The organism is Shinella sp. WSC3-e (assembly GCF_945994535.1).
GTDB lineage: Bacteria > Pseudomonadota > Alphaproteobacteria > Rhizobiales > Rhizobiaceae > Shinella > Shinella yambaruensis.
In genome coordinates this window covers 2,373,597-2,387,590 of sequence record NZ_OZ000530.1, presented here as the reverse complement: position 1 = coordinate 2,387,590, position 13,994 = coordinate 2,373,597, and the positions used below count along the sequence as shown (strand labels likewise).

Annotated in this window: 17 protein-coding genes; 6 read left to right on the top strand and 11 right to left on the bottom strand. The window is 64.4% G+C overall.

All coding sequences use genetic code 11. The annotated features are described in order from the left end of the window. Window positions 1-29 precede the first annotated feature (29 nt). Window positions 30-506, bottom strand: a complete 477-nt coding sequence (locus AABF56_RS11780; protein WP_244767160.1) for a MarR family winged helix-turn-helix transcriptional regulator — start codon at window positions 504-506, stop codon at window positions 30-32. A gap of 270 nt (window positions 507-776) precedes the next feature. On the opposite strand from AABF56_RS11780, the gene AABF56_RS11775 reads away from it, so the two are divergent. Further along, the gene (locus AABF56_RS11775; RefSeq protein ID WP_272806060.1) at window positions 777-1,664 is read left to right on the top strand and encodes a branched-chain amino acid aminotransferase; all 888 of its coding nucleotides are present in this window, start codon (window positions 777-779) and stop codon (window positions 1,662-1,664) included. Between the two features lie 54 nt (window positions 1,665-1,718). Here the strand turns inward: AABF56_RS11775 and AABF56_RS11770 are convergent, their stop codons facing one another. Next, on the bottom strand, window positions 1,719-1,988 hold the full coding sequence (locus AABF56_RS11770) for a hypothetical protein (RefSeq protein ID WP_244766996.1): 270 nt from the start codon (window positions 1,986-1,988) through the stop codon (window positions 1,719-1,721). Between the two features lie 247 nt (window positions 1,989-2,235). After that, entirely contained in the window at window positions 2,236-3,339 is a 1,104-nt protein-coding gene (gene hppD / locus AABF56_RS11765) for a 4-hydroxyphenylpyruvate dioxygenase (protein ID WP_272806059.1), read from the bottom strand. A gap of 87 nt (window positions 3,340-3,426) precedes the next feature. Between hppD and AABF56_RS11760 the strand changes: the two genes are divergently transcribed. From AABF56_RS11760 to AABF56_RS11750, 3 genes are all read left to right on the top strand, one after another. Continuing rightward, window positions 3,427-3,927: an Lrp/AsnC family transcriptional regulator gene (locus AABF56_RS11760; protein ID WP_272806058.1), complete on the top strand. Its 501-nt coding sequence runs from the start codon at window positions 3,427-3,429 to the stop codon at window positions 3,925-3,927. A 137-nt stretch (window positions 3,928-4,064) separates the two neighbouring features. After that, window positions 4,065-4,229, top strand: coding sequence for a hypothetical protein (locus AABF56_RS11755; protein ID WP_244766993.1), 165 nt, complete (start codon window positions 4,065-4,067; stop codon window positions 4,227-4,229). A gap of 153 nt (window positions 4,230-4,382) precedes the next feature. Beyond that, window positions 4,383-5,024, top strand: coding sequence for an MBL fold metallo-hydrolase (locus AABF56_RS11750; RefSeq protein WP_272807495.1), 642 nt, complete (start codon window positions 4,383-4,385; stop codon window positions 5,022-5,024). Between the two features lie 337 nt (window positions 5,025-5,361). Here AABF56_RS11750 and AABF56_RS11745 read toward each other — a convergent pair whose 3' ends face one another. From AABF56_RS11745 to AABF56_RS11725, 5 genes are all read right to left on the bottom strand, one after another. Next, the gene (locus AABF56_RS11745) at window positions 5,362-5,823 is read right to left on the bottom strand and encodes a BA14K family protein (RefSeq protein ID WP_272806057.1); all 462 of its coding nucleotides are present in this window, start codon (window positions 5,821-5,823) and stop codon (window positions 5,362-5,364) included. 134 nt (window positions 5,824-5,957) lie between these two features. Next, window positions 5,958-6,173, bottom strand: a complete 216-nt coding sequence (locus AABF56_RS11740; RefSeq protein ID WP_064330734.1) for a cold-shock protein — start codon at window positions 6,171-6,173, stop codon at window positions 5,958-5,960. 460 nt (window positions 6,174-6,633) lie between these two features. Beyond that, on the bottom strand, window positions 6,634-7,806 hold the full coding sequence (locus AABF56_RS11735; protein WP_272806056.1) for a PQQ-dependent sugar dehydrogenase: 1,173 nt from the start codon (window positions 7,804-7,806) through the stop codon (window positions 6,634-6,636). 74 nt (window positions 7,807-7,880) lie between these two features. After that, window positions 7,881-8,081, bottom strand: a complete 201-nt coding sequence (locus AABF56_RS11730) for a hypothetical protein (protein ID WP_272806055.1) — start codon at window positions 8,079-8,081, stop codon at window positions 7,881-7,883. Window positions 8,082-8,253: 172 nt separating this feature from the next. Further along, the gene (locus AABF56_RS11725) at window positions 8,254-9,162 is read right to left on the bottom strand and encodes an EAL domain-containing protein (RefSeq protein WP_244766990.1); all 909 of its coding nucleotides are present in this window, start codon (window positions 9,160-9,162) and stop codon (window positions 8,254-8,256) included. A gap of 324 nt (window positions 9,163-9,486) precedes the next feature. On the opposite strand from AABF56_RS11725, the gene AABF56_RS11720 reads away from it, so the two are divergent. Next, window positions 9,487-10,689 (top strand): pyridoxal phosphate-dependent aminotransferase, encoded by a 1,203-nt coding sequence (locus AABF56_RS11720; RefSeq protein ID WP_244766989.1) that lies wholly within the window; start codon window positions 9,487-9,489, stop codon window positions 10,687-10,689. 235 nt (window positions 10,690-10,924) lie between these two features. Beyond that, entirely contained in the window at window positions 10,925-11,167 is a 243-nt protein-coding gene (locus tag AABF56_RS11715) for a hypothetical protein (protein ID WP_244766988.1), read from the top strand. An 82-nt stretch (window positions 11,168-11,249) separates the two neighbouring features. Here the strand turns inward: AABF56_RS11715 and AABF56_RS11710 are convergent, their stop codons facing one another. The 3 genes from AABF56_RS11710 to AABF56_RS11700 all read right to left on the bottom strand — a co-directional run bounded on the left by AABF56_RS11710 (window position 11,250) and on the right by AABF56_RS11700 (window position 13,956). Then, complete coding sequence (locus AABF56_RS11710; RefSeq protein ID WP_272806054.1) at window positions 11,250-12,344, bottom strand: calcium:proton antiporter; 1,095 nt, start codon at window positions 12,342-12,344, stop codon at window positions 11,250-11,252. 153 nt (window positions 12,345-12,497) lie between these two features. Continuing rightward, window positions 12,498-13,619 (bottom strand): alkene reductase, encoded by a 1,122-nt coding sequence (locus tag AABF56_RS11705; protein WP_244766986.1) that lies wholly within the window; start codon window positions 13,617-13,619, stop codon window positions 12,498-12,500. Window positions 13,620-13,650: 31 nt separating this feature from the next. Next, window positions 13,651-13,956, bottom strand: coding sequence for an ArsR/SmtB family transcription factor (locus AABF56_RS11700; protein WP_244766985.1), 306 nt, complete (start codon window positions 13,954-13,956; stop codon window positions 13,651-13,653). Window positions 13,957-13,994 lie beyond the last annotated feature (38 nt).

Here is a 13,994-nt window from a genome sequence, read left to right as displayed (position 1 = left end):
CTGTCCTGCCTTTTCTGCTTTTCAGTCGTTCATTCGCTCTTGGCGTTCTGCATGCCGGTGAGGAACTGGATCACCACCCGGCGCTCGTCCGCGCTCATCGCCTCAAATGCACGGGCGATGCGGCGGGATTGCGGCTCGGCGAGCGCCAGTGCCAGCTCCCGTCCGGCCCGCGTCGGATAGAGCTTGCGCTGGCGGCGGTCCTCGGGGCCGGCCACCTGCTGGATATAGCCGGAATCGATGAGCTGCTTCAAGACGCGCGCCAGGCTCTGCTTGGTGATCTTCAGCGTGTCGAGCAGGTCGGCGACCGTCATGCCGGGCTCGCGGTTGACGAAGTGCACGACCCGGTGATGGGCACGGCCGAAGCCGCTCTTTTCCAGGATCGCGTCGGGATCGGAAATGAAGTCGCGATAGGCGAAGAAGAAGCCCTCAATGATCTCGAAATCGATGCGGCCGCCGCCCGTCATGGCGTCGTGGTGCAGCTCGCTCACGCCGTTCTTGTCCGGCATCTGTCGCGCCACGTTGTCATTTCCTTTCATGCCTTGCCGTCTCCGCGTAATTTATAGCAAAATATGTCAGCTTTGTTGACATATTTTGCCACCCTTGTTAGGGTCCCGCGCATCGTGCGGTTCCCGGGCGCCGAAGAAATCCGGTGTTTTTCCGATCCCCAATCTGGATTACGCTTATGATCGGGTAATCCAGGCCCGTTTCTGGTTAGACCGTAACGGGCGAAACAATCAACTTGAAAGAATGGCGCGGACGCGCCGGAGGATGAGACGATGGCAGTTCCTTTCGATCAACTGGACGGACAAATCTGGTTCAACGGCGAGTTCGTCGACTGGAAGGACGCGAAGATCCACGTGCTGACGCACGGCCTGCACTATGCGAGCGCGGTGTTCGAAGGCGAGCGCGCCTATGGCGGGCGCATCTTCAAGCTCACCGAGCATAACCAGCGCCTGCACACGTCCGCCGAGATCCTCGGCTTCAAGATTCCCTATTCCGTGGAAGAGCTGGACGCGGCGAGCATAGAGCTCCTGAAGCGCCAGGGCTTTTCCGAGGCCTATGCGCGGCCGATCGCCTGGCGCGGCTCGGAGATGATGGGCGTTTCGGCGCAGAACAACCGCATCAACGTCGCCATCGCCATCTGGCAGTGGGGCAGCTACTTCAACCCGGCCGAAAAGCTGAAGGGCATCCGCCTCGACATCGCCGAGTACCGCCGCCCCGACCCGAGGACCGCGCCCTCGAAGTCGAAGGCCGCCGGCCTCTACATGATCTGCACGATCTCCAAGCACGCCGCCGAAGCCAAGGGCTATGCGGATGCGATGATGCTCGACTATCGCGGCCAGGTGGCGGAGGCCACGGGTGCCAACATCTTCTTCGTCAAGGACGGCATCATCCACACGCCGGTGCCGGACTGCTTCCTCGACGGCATCACGCGCCGCACGGTCATCGAGCTTGCCAAGCGCCGGGGCTACCAGGTGGTCGAGCGGGCGATCCTGCCGGAAGAGCTTTCGGACTTCTCCGAGTGCTTCCTCACGGGTTCGGCGGCGGAAGTGACGCCGGTTTCGGAAATCGGCCCCTACCGCTTCACGCCGGGCACGATCTGCGAAACGCTGATGAACGACTACATGAAGGAAGTGTATCCGGTCGCGGCCGCCGCGGAGTGAGCGGCTAATCCGGGTGATGAACCGGGCGGCCCTTTCGGGCCGCCTTTCGTTTGCTCAGGCCGGCTTCTTGCCCAGCACCGCGCCGACGATCGCCGTCAGCACGCCGCCGCCGACGAGGCCGCCGATGCCGTCGGCGACGAGGCCCGAGAGGCCGGCTTCCCCGCCCAGCATCTGCAGGAGAAAGCCGCCGCCGACACCGCCGATGGCGCCGACGATGGTGCGGACGATCGCGCTCACGGCCGCCTGTTTCAGGGCGGCGCCGGCCACGTTGCCGCCAATGGCACCGGCGATGAGCTGCGTGATGATGGGCATCAATGCTTCCATGACTTCCCCTCCGAAAGGTCCGCCCGGAATGGAGAGTGATCCGGACCGGACACTTGCCTCGCTACCGGGGCGCGGCCTGGAGCCCGCGCGCCCGTTGCCGAAAAATTCGGCACCGGCAACGTGCGGACAAAACTGGGATAAGTCAATTTGCCCGTGTGCTCCTGCACCGGAGTTTTTTTGAACGAAAAGAGGCGGCCGCTCAGCGGCCGCCTCTTCCTTCCCCGCAGTGGCTTGGTTGCCGCGGTTGTTATTCTGCTGCGATGACGCCCCGGCGGATCTGATCCTCTTCGATCGATTCGAAGAGCGCCCGGAAGTTGCCCTCGCCAAAGCCTTCGTCACCCTTGCGCTGGATGAATTCGAAGAAGATCGGGCCGATCACGGTCTTCGAGAAGATCTGGAGCAGGATCTTCGTCATGCCGCCGTCGACGACGCCTTCGCCGTCGATCAGGATGCCGTGCTTCTTCATGCGCTCGACCGGCTCTTCATGGCCGACGACGCGCACATAGGAGCGGTCGTAATAGTTGTCCGGCGGGCCGGGCATGAACTTCACGCCGTTGTCGGCCAGCCTGTCGGTGGCGTCGTAGATTGCGTCCGTGCCGACGGCGATGTGCTGGATGCCTTCGCCCTTGTACTTCTTCAGGTATTCGACGATCTGGCTCGTCTCGTCCTTCGATTCGTTGAGCGGAATGCGGATCTTGCCGCAGGGCGAGGTGATGGCGCGCGAGACGAGGCCGGTGATGCGGCCGTCAATGTCGAAGAAGTGGATCTGCTTGAAGCCGAACAGCTCGCGGTAGAAGTCCCACCACTTGTCCATGTTGCCGCGATAGACATTGTGGGTGAGGTGATCGAGATAGTAGAAGCCGACGCCGGCCGGTTTCGGGTCGCGTTCGCCCGTCCAGTCGAATTCCGCGTCATAGGCGGAGCCCTTGGCGCCGTATTTCTCGACGAAGTAGAGCAGCGAGCCGCCGATGCCGACGATGGCGGGTACGTCGAGCGCCTTGTCGTCGCCTTCATAGGGCGTCGCGCCCTTGGAGACGGCATGGGCGAAGGCGTGTTTCGCATCGACCACGCGCCAGGCCATGGAGGCGGCGCACGGGCCGTGCAGGCCGGCGAATGTCATGGCGTGCGAGCCGGGCTCGGCATTGACGACATAGTTGATGTCGCCCTGGCGCCAGACGGAGATCGCCTTGGTGCGGTGGGTCGCGACCTTGCTGTAGCCCATGCGGGCAAACAGATCTTCCAGCTTTTCCGGCTCGGGGTGGGCGAATTCGACGAACTCGAACCCGTCGGTCCCGGCCGGGTTGTCGGCGGTGATCAGCGCCGGCGGTGCGTCATGCGGGAAAGGGCCCATCCTTCGTCCTCCTCGATGGTGATGGCGGGAAGTATGGCGCGTCTTTCATGCAATGTGCTTGCATAGTGCTTGCGCTTTGGCAATTTCATGCGATCTTCGTGCATCATATGGAGATTTGGAGGGCAATCCGTGCAACTGGACGACTTCGACCGTAAACTGCTCGCGCATCTGCAGGAGGATGCGCGCCTGACGAACAACGAACTGTCCGAGCGCATTCATCTTTCCCCCTCGCAATGTTCGCGCCGGCGCATCCGGCTGGAGGAGGAGGGCATCATCCGCGCCTACCGGGCGGAGCTCGACCGCGAGAAGCTCGATCTCGGCATCGTCATCGTCGTCACGGTAACGCTCTCGACGCACAACCGCGACAATGCGGTGCGCTTCGCGCGGCTGATCTCCAACCTGCCGGAAGTGCTGGAGGCTTTTTCGCTGACGGGGGAGATGGACTATATCATCAAGGTGGTCGTGCCGAACCTCAAGGCGTTGTCGGCCTTCGTCAATGATGTGCTGCTGCCGCACGAATCCGTTTCGCATGTGAAGACCGCCATCGTGCTCGATACGCTGAAGGAGACGATGGCGCTGCCGCTCTGAGCACTGTTGCCGGTGTGCAACAGCCATCCCCGTTGCCCTGTTCCCGCGGGAACACGCCCGACTCTGCCGCCGTTGTAGAAACCGATCACAACGAACGAGACAGCGCCGAGCACGGCCGACAGCCAGGGAACAGGATCATGCAGACGAACACCCCGAAACAGGACAACCCGGTCGCCAATCGCCTCCGTCCGGTCGTCTACCTCTATGCCGCGGTCAACATCGCCGTCGTGGCGCTGCTTTTCTCCACCGTCTCGCCGACGCTGGCGACCGGCCCCGCACAGGAGATCGCCAGCCTGCGCTGAGGGCGTCCGGTTTTCGCGTGGCTCGCCGCATGATCCCGGAGTCGGTTGAAGGGCTTATGCGCAAGACCTGACGTTCTGCAGCATGCTTTGCGTGCGGCGCCGTAATGGCTATATCAGGCGCAACGCGGCACTTTGAGCGAGGACCCCATGGGCATGCTTCAGGCGGGCATCATTCCCGTCACCCCCTTCCAGCAGAACTGCACCATTCTCTTCGACAGCGAGACGAAGGAAGGCGTGGTCGTCGATCCGGGCGGCGATGTCGACGTGATCCTCAGCACGCTCAAGGAGAACGGCATCACGGTGAAGGCGATCTGGCTGACGCATGGCCATATCGATCATGCCGGCGGCGCGAAGGAACTGAAGGAGGCGCTCGGCGTCGATATCGTCGGGCCGCACAAGGACGACCTGTCGCTGCTGCAGCGGCTGGAGGCGCAGGCCTCGATGTTCGGCGTGCCGATGAAGGTGAGCAATGTCGTGCCGGACCGCTGGCTCGAGGACGGCGACACGGTATCCTTCGGCGACCATACGTTCGAGGTCTACCACACGCCCGGCCATGCGCCGGGCCACGTCATCTATTTCCACCGCGGCCAGGGCTTCGCCCATCTCGGCGACGTGCTCTTCCAGGGCTCGATCGGCCGCACGGACCTGCCGGGCGGCAATCACCAGCAGCTCCTGGAGTCCATCCGCGACAAGGTGTTCCCGCTCGGCGACGAGGTCGGCTTCCTCTGCGGGCACGGGCCGGGCGGCAAGATCGGCGAGGAGCGGCGCAGCAACCCGTTCCTGCGCGGACTTTAAAGACAAAGGCGCGTGCCGTTATGGTCAGGCCCGACCCATCACGCTCCGGGCACCGCGGTAGATCCTCAGGTCGAGCCAGAGGATGACGTCGGGGGTGGGGTGAGGTCGCCAAAAAAATCAAGGCGGACGCCATGCCGCGCCTGTCGGGCCGTTGACGATTTTCGCCAAACCTCTCCTCCGTCATGGTCGGGCTTGACCCGACCATCCATGCTCCGGGCACGCTTGCGGATCCTCGGGCCATGCCCGAGGATGACGTCGCGCGTGGAGTTGGGGTCGGCAAAAAACCAAGGCGGGCGCCGTGATGGCGCCCGCCTCTCGATGCCGGTCCGGTCCGGCCTCAGCCGGCGGTGCAGAAATGCTCCAGCCCGTCATAGCCGACGAAGGTGCCGGTGCGCGGGTTGAACGAGCGGTAGCGCTGGGCGCAGTAATCGTACCAGGATTGCGTCCACGGCTCGTAGGTCGGCACGACCACGCGCTCGCGGTAGATCACGCGCGGCTCGGGCTCGGGGTAATAATCCGGCTCGACATAGACGCGGCGTTCCTCATAGCGCGGCTGGGAGGCGATCGCGCCGCCGATGATCAGGCCGGTGGCAAGGCCGAGCGCACCGCCGACGACGGCGTCGCGGCCATGGTCGCGGTCGCGGTGATGGCGGCGCGGCTTGCGGTATTCATAGGTATCGCCTTCACGCCAGTAGCCATCGCGGTTGCGGTCACGCGCTTCAACGACGCCGGTCGTTGCGGTGAGGGTCGTCGCGGCGATGGCGGCGGACAGCACCAGGGTCTTGAGAAACTTGTTCATGACGTCTTTCCCTACGCTCCGGCCCAATGCCGGCTGATGGCGAGGAAACTAGACAAACGAGGCTGAATGGCGGCTGAACGAAAAAACCCGGCATCTCTGCCGGGCTTCAACTGAAATTCCTGAAAGCCGCTGGATCAGCCGGCGATCTGCAGGTTGACCGCCTTCGGGCCTTTGCCGCGGCGATCGGGTTCCGTGTCGAAGCTTACCTTCTGGTTCTCGGAAAGGCCGTTCAGGCCGGAGGCCTGCACAGCGGAAATGTGTACGAAGATATCCGCACCACCGTTGTCGGGCTTGATGAAGCCAAAGCCCTTCTCGGTGTTGAAGAATTTTACGGTGCCAGTCTCGGCCATGCGTCAGGTCCTTTTCTCTCTGCCCGTATATTTGGCGGCGGGCAGCATATCAGTTTTGCCCCAAGGGGCGTTAGGCAGGCAGTTCTCGAGGTTGAGGAAAGGGTCCTGTTTTCACCGCAGCCAGCCAGCCAGATAGTCCCGTGGACCGTCCGGATCTTGGCTGCCCGGAATTGTTTCGCGTCTCCGGCGCGCTTTTATTCAAGGTCTTCCCGTGTTCGCAAATTGCCCGAACGGCGCAAGAGTGATGTGTTTGCGTTAAATTGGCAAGCAAAAGTTTTGCCGCCCGTTTGCCGCGCCTCACTTTGGTCAAATTCCGGGCGATTGCCGAAAAAACCCGCAGGCTCTGCGGGGCTTTGCAGTTTTCGTATGATTTATATTGCGCTGCCGAAGGAAGGGCTGTGCATGTGCGGTGCCGCCATACTTGGGCGGACGCGGCCGGACAGGCCAAGGCCAGATGATGTCAGTCCGTCGTGGTCGAGCGCGAGACGCGCAGCAGCGCGCCGTTCGTATCGTCCGTCACGAGCAGCAGCGCGCCGTCGGGCGCCACGATGACATCGCGGATGCGGCCGAATTCGCCGCCGAACATCCGCTCCTCCGCGACGATGGCGCCGCTTTCATCGCGCTCCAGCCGGGCGACGAGCTGGTATTTGAGGGCGGTGACGATCAGGTTGCCCTCCCATTCCGGGAACATCGCGCCGCGATAAATGGCGATGGCGCCCGGCGCGATGGACGGGTCCCAATAATAGAGAGGCGGCTCGAACCCTTCCGCCGCCGAGCCGAGATCGAATTCCGCGCCGGAATAGTGCCTGCCGTAGGAGACGAGGGGCCATCCATAGTTGCGGCCGGGCTGCGGGGCGTTGATCTCGTCGCCGCCGCGCGCGCCGTGCTCGACGGTGAGCAGCGTGCCGTCCTTCGGGTCGATGGTCAGGCCCTGCGGGTTGCGGTGGCCCTTCGACCAGATCTCCGCCAGCCCCTCGGCGCTGCCGAGGAACGGGTTGTCGGCATGCGGGCTGCCGTCCGGGTTGATGTGCAGGATGGCGCCGGCATGGTCGCGCGGGTCCTGCGCGCGGGGGCCTTGGCCTCGGTCGCCGATGCCGAAGAACAGGCTGCCGTCCCCGGCGATGGCGATGCGCGAGCCGAAATGCTGGCCGCGCGCGGTGAGGCGGTTCATCAGGAAGATGCGCGTCGTGTCCTCCAGCGCCGTGCCGTCGGCCGAAAGCCTCGCCCTGGCCACCGCCGTGCCGGAGCCGCCATTGCCGCGGGCGCTGTAGGTCAGGTAGAGCGTGCGGCTGCCGGCGAAATCCGGGGCGAGCGCGATGTCGAGCAGGCCACCCTGGCCGGTGGTCGAGACTTCGGGCACGCCGCGAAGCGGGGCGGAGACCTTTCCGTCGCGCACGAGGCGGAGCGTGCCGCCCTTTTCCGAAACGAGGTAGGCGCCGTCGGGCAGGACCTCGACGGACCAGGGCTGTTTCAGGCCCGTCGCCAGCGTCTCGACGACGAGCGCGGCCTTCTTGCTGGGGATTTCGCGGGTTTCGGCGGCGGATGCGGGGGAGGCCAGAAGCGTCGCGGTCAGGAGGAGCGTCGCGGCGGTGCCCGCCAAAATGCCTTTCAAGGGCCAATTGTCCTGTCGCATCGCCGTCTCCTGTCTTCTGCCGTTAACTGGCCCAGAGGCGAGCGGCTTTCAAGGGCGGGGCCGGCGCGGGCGGCTCACTTTTGCGTGGGCTCGACGTGAGGCGCCGTCTTTTCGATGCCGGAGGTCTTGATCGTGTCGAGCGCGACGGCCGGCGGCGACATCAGGCTGATCACCATCGCGACGCAGGCGGCAAGCGCCGTCATCGCGATCAGGAACATGGCGCGGGACTCGCGTGCCTTCGGCTTCCTGCCGATCTTGTCTTCATCCAGAAACATCGTTTCCCCTCCTGTCCTTCGCTTGCCTTGGCATCGAAAAAGCCCGCCGAAATCGGCGCGACGACGACCGAATTGCGGCAAGGCCCGACATTTATTGTGGCGAAAAGGTGGCAGGGTAAAAAAGGCGGATTTTCAGTGCGTTCGACCGAATAGAGCGCGCGGCTCCGCCGTCCTAGATGCCTCTACGGCCGAACTGGCGGACGGGGCGCGTGGCGCGGTTTTCCACCGGTGCGGAGCCTGCCGTGGCAGATGCGGCCGCGGGGGCCTGCGCCGGCGCGTCGTCGCCTTCGGGAAAGGTGAGGTTGAAGCTCGTCGGGGCCGGTTCCGGCCGGGCGAGCAGATAGCCCTGCATCAGCGGCCCGCCCATGTCGCGGCACAGCGCGATCATCTCCGGTTCCTCGATGCCGCCGACGATGGCGCGGATACCCTTGTGCGCGAACTGGCCGATGACGACGCGCAACAGGGCGAGGCCGGCGGAGTTTTCGGCAAAGCTGCGCAGCCAGGCGGTGTCGAAGGTGACGAATTGCGGCTTCAGGCGCTCCAGCCGCGCAAGATCGCGGTCCTCGCCCATATAGTTGTCGATGGCGATGGCGAAGCCGGCGCCGTGCAGGCGTGCAGCGAAGGATGCCAGCATGTCGAGCTCGTCCTGCGGGTGCTCGCGGATCTCGCAGGCGATGCGCGCCGGCGGCAGGCCCGCCTCGTGTGCGGCGAGCCGCAGCCATTCCACCTCCTGGCGGATCGCCTGGGGCGTCGTGTAGAGGCCGGCGTGGAAATTGATGATCAGCGCGGCCTCGCGCCGGCCGAGCGCGCCGGCGTTGAGGATGTGCAGGCTGCGGCAAAGCCCGTCCACCGCCGTGCGTTCCTCCTCCGGCACCCGCGCGAAGAATTCCGCCGGGGAGCAGGGCATGTCGCCCGCGCTGGCGCGGATCAGGCCCTTGAACGCGGCGATCTGCAGCCGGCCGTCCGGCCGCTCCGAAAAGATCGGCTGGAGGGCGGATTGCAGCAGGAACGGGCCGTAGGCTGCGCCGAAGGCGCCGTCCGGCTGCCGGACGAGATTGGAGAAGATGCTTCTTTCGCTCATGCAGCGCACCATCCGCTGGGACGTCCCGACCGCACGATCATAGGCGATACCCGTTAATACCGGCTTAATCCTTCGCGTAAAAATCTCTTCTGTTGCACGTCGTTTCAACCAATTGGTGTGCCGCTTTCCAGGCAGGCCTGCAATCCATTCCCTCCGTTGATGGGCTTCATGAATTTTTGCGGTAGAGCCCGCATTTCCCGCTTTTTTCGTCCTTCGTGCTTGCAAGACCCGCCCACATTCGACATAGACCTAACCGCTATGGAGCCCGGCGCTCCGGGTCCATGGCGTCAAGCCGTCTTTGAACCCGATGAGGACATCTCCATCATGGCCTTTCTTGCCGACGCCCTTTCCCGTGTGAAGCCTTCCGCCACCATCGCCGTTTCCCAGAAAGCGCGTGAACTGAAAGCGAAAGGCCGTGACGTCATCGGGCTCGGCGCTGGCGAGCCGGATTTCGACACGCCCGACAACATCAAGCAGGCCGCCGTCGACGCGATCAACCGCGGCGAGACGAAGTACACGCCGGTCTCCGGCATTCCGGAACTGCGCGAAGCGATCGCCAGGAAGTTCAAGCGCGAGAACGGCCTCGACTACACCGCCGCGCAGACGATCGTCGGCACCGGCGGAAAACAGATTCTTTTCAACGCCTTCATGGCGACGCTGAATCCGGGCGATGAAGTCGTCATCCCGACGCCGTACTGGGTGTCCTACCCGGAAATGGTGTCGCTGTGCGGCGGCACGCCGGTCTTCGTCGCCACGACGCAGGAAAACAAGTTCAAGCTGAAGGCCGAGGACCTCGAAAAGGCGATCACGCCGAAGACCAAGTGGTTCATCTTCAACTCGCCGTCCAACCCCTCGGGCGCCGCCTACAGCCATGACGAGCTGAAGGCGCTGACCGACGTGCTGATGCGCCACCCGCACGTCTGGGTGCTGACGGACGACATGTACGAGCACCTCACCTACGGCGACTTCAAGTTCGCCACCCCGGTCGAGGTGGAGCCCGGCCTCTACGACCGCACGCTGACCATGAACGGCGTCTCCAAGGCCTATGCGATGACCGGCTGGCGTATCGGCTATGCGGCCGGTCCGCTCGCCCTCATCAAGGCCATGGACATGATCCAGGGCCAGCAGACGTCGGGTGCGTGCTCGATCGCCCAGTGGGCGGCCGTCGAGGCGCTGAACGGCACGCAGGATTTCATTCCGGCAAACAAGAAGATCTTCGAGGGCCGCCGCGACCTCGTCGTCTCGATGCTCAACCAGGCCAAGGGCATCGAGTGCCCCTCGCCGGAGGGCGCCTTCTACGTCTATCCGTCCTGCAAGGGGCTGATCGGCAAGACCGCGCCGTCGGGCAAGGTCATCGAGACGGACGAGGACTTCGTCTCGGAGCTTCTGGAAGCCGAAGGCGTCGCTGTCGTGCATGGCTCGGCCTTCGGCCTCGGCCCGAACTTCCGCATCTCCTATGCGACCTCGGAAGCCCAGCTCGAGGAAGCCTGCAAGCGCATCCAGCGCTTCTGCGCGGCCTGCACGTAAGCGGCGAGCCAAGCCCGCCGGCAAGGGCGGTGCGGCAAACCCCGCCCGCCCGCTGCCGTCGTCCTCGGCTTTGAGCCGAGGACCAGCCGCCGCATCCGGAGGGTGGATGGGGAGGCTGGCGGATCTTTTCGATAATTCGGCCCGCCGGCGACGGCGGGTTTTTTATTGCCGTCCCCCCGTGAAATTTCCGCTTTCGTTGCCGATATTGAGGGAAAGCGAATCCTGGAGCAGGACCATGAAAATGAAGTCACTCGCCGTAACCGCCCTGGCGGCCCTTGCCGTCGCCGCGCCCGCCATTGCCGCGGACGGTTACGAGAACGGCGCCGAGCGGGCGCCGCGCGGCAGCGCAGTCAGCGAACGGGCGCAGTACATGTCGTTCTACGACTATTTCTTCAACAACCCGGGCAAGTCCCGCACGCTGCGCTACGATCCCGGCGAATATTACAAGGGCCTGACCCGGGAATACGACCGGCCGTAACGGTCCTTGCCCCTGTCCCGGGGCATTTGTTCTTCACGCATTTCCGGACGCAAAGCCGCTGCGTACGTTTGCTGGAAATGCTTTAGAGCCCGATCATCGTCAGCATGACGAAGGTGGCGAAGAGGATGAAGTGCGTCATGCCCTCGATGGCGTTCGTCTCGCCGTCGTTGAGGTTGATGGCGGCGGCGATCAGCGTGATCATCACCATGACCGTCTGCACCGGCGTCATCGCCATGATGAAAGGCTGGCCGGTGTAGAGGGCGATCGCCTCCATGACGGGCACCGTGAGGATGACCGTCGAAAGCGAGGCGCCCATGGCGATGTTGACGACGGACTGCATGCGGTTGGCGAGCGCGGCGCGCAGCGCCGTCAGGATTTCGGGCGCGGCGGAGATCGCCGCGACGATGACGGCCATCAGCGCCGGCGGGGCGCCCGTGCCCTTGAGGCCGGTGGCGAGCAGCACCGACATGACTTCGGCCAGCGCGCCGATCAGCACTACGCCGAAGACGATGATGACGATTGAGACGCTTGCCGCCTCGCTGTCGTCCGGCGCCTTGCTCGGCAGGCCCTCCTTCCGTTCGGCGCGCGGATAGGCGTAGCTGAAGAAATAGCTGTGCGCGCCCACCTGCATGCGCAGGAAGAGGGCGTAGAGCGCGATCATCGCGCCGATGGTGAAGGCCGAATAGAGATGCCAGCTTTCGCGCGGCACGAATTCCGGCACGACCATGGAAATGCCCATGGCCGTCAGGATCATCACGCCGTAGGTCTTTCCCGAATCGTCGTTGTAGGGCTGTTCGCCATGGCGGATGCCGCCAAGGAGGGCGGCGAGGCCGAGGATGCCGTTGATGTCGAGCATCACGGCGGCATAGATCGTGTCGCGCACCAGTGTCGGCGACGTCTCGCCCTGCATCATGATCGCCAGCACCACGACCTCCACCAGCACCGCCGCCAGAGTCAGGATCATCGTGCCGTAGGGATCGCCGACCTTCGAGGCGAGGATTTCCGCGTGATGGGCGATGCGGGTGGAGACGAGGATGATGGCGGAAACGAGCGCGAAGGCCGCGACGAGCACCGGCAGGCGGCCCATTTCCAGGAGGCTGTGCTCCGTCGCATAGGCGAGGAGGGCGGCGGCAAGGCCGACGAACAGGAAACGTTCCTTCAGCAGGCTGGAGAGCATGGGCGGGCGGCCTTTCGACAGATGTGCTGGAATAGATGTAGCCGAGCCGCGCAAAAAGAAAACGCCCGCAGGGAGGAGACTGCGGGCGTTCTGTCCTCCCTTGGGGGAGGAGGCACCGGGGCGCTGGATTGCGCAGCATCCCGGTGAGACATGTCAGGCGACGTTTTCGAGGATCGGATAGTCGGTGTAGCCCCTGGCGCCGCCGCCGTAGAAGGTATCCTTGTCCGGCGTGTTCAGCACCGTGTCGTTCTTCAGCCGCTCGACGAGGTCCGGGTTGGCGATGAAGAGCTTGCCGAAGGCGACGAGGTCGGCCCTGCCGCTTTCGACGGCGTCGATGGCGAGCGCCCGGTCGTAGCCGTTGTTGACCATCCAGGCCGCCTTGCCGCCGGCGGCCTTGTAGGCCGCGCGCAACGCCGCATAGTCGAAGGGTGCGTCGCCCTGCTGGTGGTCACGCGCCCCGCCCGTCGCGCCTTCGATGATGTGGATATAGGCAAGGCCATACCTGGCGAGGCCTTCGACCACATGGGTGAAGAGCGGCTGCGGGTTCGGGTCGAAGGCATCGTTGGCGGGCGTGACCGGCGAGATCCGGATCGCGGTGCGGCCGGCGCCGATTTCTGCGGTGATGGCGTCGACGACCTCGAAGAGCAGGCGGGCGCGGTTCTCGATCGAGCCGCCATAGTCGTCCGTGCGGGTGTTGCTGCCGGACCGCAGGAACTGGTCGATCAGGTAGCCGTTGGCGGCATGGATCTCGACGCCGTCGAAGCCGGCGTCGATGGCGGCGCGGGCGGCGCGGCGATAGTCCTCGATGATGCCGGGCAGCTCGGTTCTCTCCAGCGCGCGCGGCTCGGAGGTCTCGGCAAAGCTGCCGCTGCCGTCGGCATTGACGAGATAGGTCTTCGACTTGGCGCGGATCGCCGACGGGGCGACCGGCTTGCCGCCGTTCGGCTGCAGCGTGTCATGCGAGATACGGCCGACATGCCACATCTGCACGACGATCTTGCCGCCGGCCTTGTGCACGGCATCGGTGACTTCCTTCCAGCCTTCCAGCGCTTCCGGCTTGTAGAGGCCCGGCACGTCGGCATAGCCCTGGCCCTGGTGGCTGATGGCGGTCGCTTCGGTGATGAGCAGGCCGGCGCTGGCGCGCTGCTCGTAATAGGCGGCATTCAGCGTGTTCGGCACGGCGCCCGGCGAACGGTTGCGCGTCAGCGGCGCCATGACGATACGGTTGGCAAGCTGGATGTCGCCGATCTTGAGGGGGTCGAAAAGCGAGGTCATGGTAGTCCTTCTTCTGGCTTGGGGAGAGCGCTCAAAGCGAGCGGTTGATGTGGTGGAGGAAGGCCGCGATCTTTTCCTCGTCGCGTTTGAAGAACACCCATTGGCCAACCTTGCGCGTCGTCACGAGGCCGGCGCGCTGGAGGGTGGCAAGATGGGCGGAGACGGTGGATTGCGAGAGCGCGCAGCGCTTTTCGATCTGGCCGGCGCAGACGCCGAAATCCAGCGGGTGCTCCTGGCCGGCGAAATGCCGCTGCGGCTCCTTCAGCCAGGCGAGGATTTCCAGCCGCTTGGGATGGGCGAGGGCCTTGAGGATTTCGTCGGCGTCGAGCTCGGTCATGTCAATCGTGGTTCAGCGATGAATATATCGTATATCAA

What these genes read in the sequence shown, in the direction of transcription:
- AABF56_RS11700 (WP_244766985.1), bottom strand. Translation starts at nt 13,956, where the DNA reads ATGACCGAGCTCGACGCCGACGAAATCCTCAAGGCCCTCGCCCATCCC.
- AABF56_RS11740 (WP_064330734.1), bottom strand. Translation starts at nt 6,173, where the DNA reads ATGGCCGAGACTGGCACCGTAAAATTCTTCAACACCGAGAAGGGCTTT.
- AABF56_RS11715 (WP_244766988.1), top strand. Translation starts at nt 10,925, where the DNA reads ATGAAAATGAAGTCACTCGCCGTAACCGCCCTGGCGGCCCTTGCCGTC.
- AABF56_RS11710 (WP_272806054.1), bottom strand. Translation starts at nt 12,344, where the DNA reads ATGCTCTCCAGCCTGCTGAAGGAACGTTTCCTGTTCGTCGGCCTTGCC.
- AABF56_RS11770 (WP_244766996.1), bottom strand. Translation starts at nt 1,988, where the DNA reads ATGGAAGCATTGATGCCCATCATCACGCAGCTCATCGCCGGTGCCATT.
- AABF56_RS11750 (WP_272807495.1), top strand. Translation starts at nt 4,383, where the DNA reads ATGCTTCAGGCGGGCATCATTCCCGTCACCCCCTTCCAGCAGAACTGC.
- AABF56_RS11720 (WP_244766989.1), top strand. Translation starts at nt 9,487, where the DNA reads ATGGCCTTTCTTGCCGACGCCCTTTCCCGTGTGAAGCCTTCCGCCACC.
- AABF56_RS11705 (WP_244766986.1), bottom strand. Translation starts at nt 13,619, where the DNA reads ATGACCTCGCTTTTCGACCCCCTCAAGATCGGCGACATCCAGCTTGCC.
- AABF56_RS11775 (WP_272806060.1), top strand. Translation starts at nt 777, where the DNA reads ATGGCAGTTCCTTTCGATCAACTGGACGGACAAATCTGGTTCAACGGC.
- AABF56_RS11725 (WP_244766990.1), bottom strand. Translation starts at nt 9,162, where the DNA reads ATGAGCGAAAGAAGCATCTTCTCCAATCTCGTCCGGCAGCCGGACGGC.
- AABF56_RS11780 (WP_244767160.1), bottom strand. Translation starts at nt 506, where the DNA reads ATGCCGGACAAGAACGGCGTGAGCGAGCTGCACCACGACGCCATGACG.
- hppD (WP_272806059.1), bottom strand. Translation starts at nt 3,339, where the DNA reads ATGGGCCCTTTCCCGCATGACGCACCGCCGGCGCTGATCACCGCCGAC.
- AABF56_RS11745 (WP_272806057.1), bottom strand. Translation starts at nt 5,823, where the DNA reads ATGAACAAGTTTCTCAAGACCCTGGTGCTGTCCGCCGCCATCGCCGCG.
- AABF56_RS11735 (WP_272806056.1), bottom strand. Translation starts at nt 7,806, where the DNA reads ATGCGACAGGACAATTGGCCCTTGAAAGGCATTTTGGCGGGCACCGCC.
- AABF56_RS11730 (WP_272806055.1), bottom strand. Translation starts at nt 8,081, where the DNA reads ATGTTTCTGGATGAAGACAAGATCGGCAGGAAGCCGAAGGCACGCGAG.
- AABF56_RS11760 (WP_272806058.1), top strand. Translation starts at nt 3,427, where the DNA reads ATGCGATCTTCGTGCATCATATGGAGATTTGGAGGGCAATCCGTGCAA.
- AABF56_RS11755 (WP_244766993.1), top strand. Translation starts at nt 4,065, where the DNA reads ATGCAGACGAACACCCCGAAACAGGACAACCCGGTCGCCAATCGCCTC.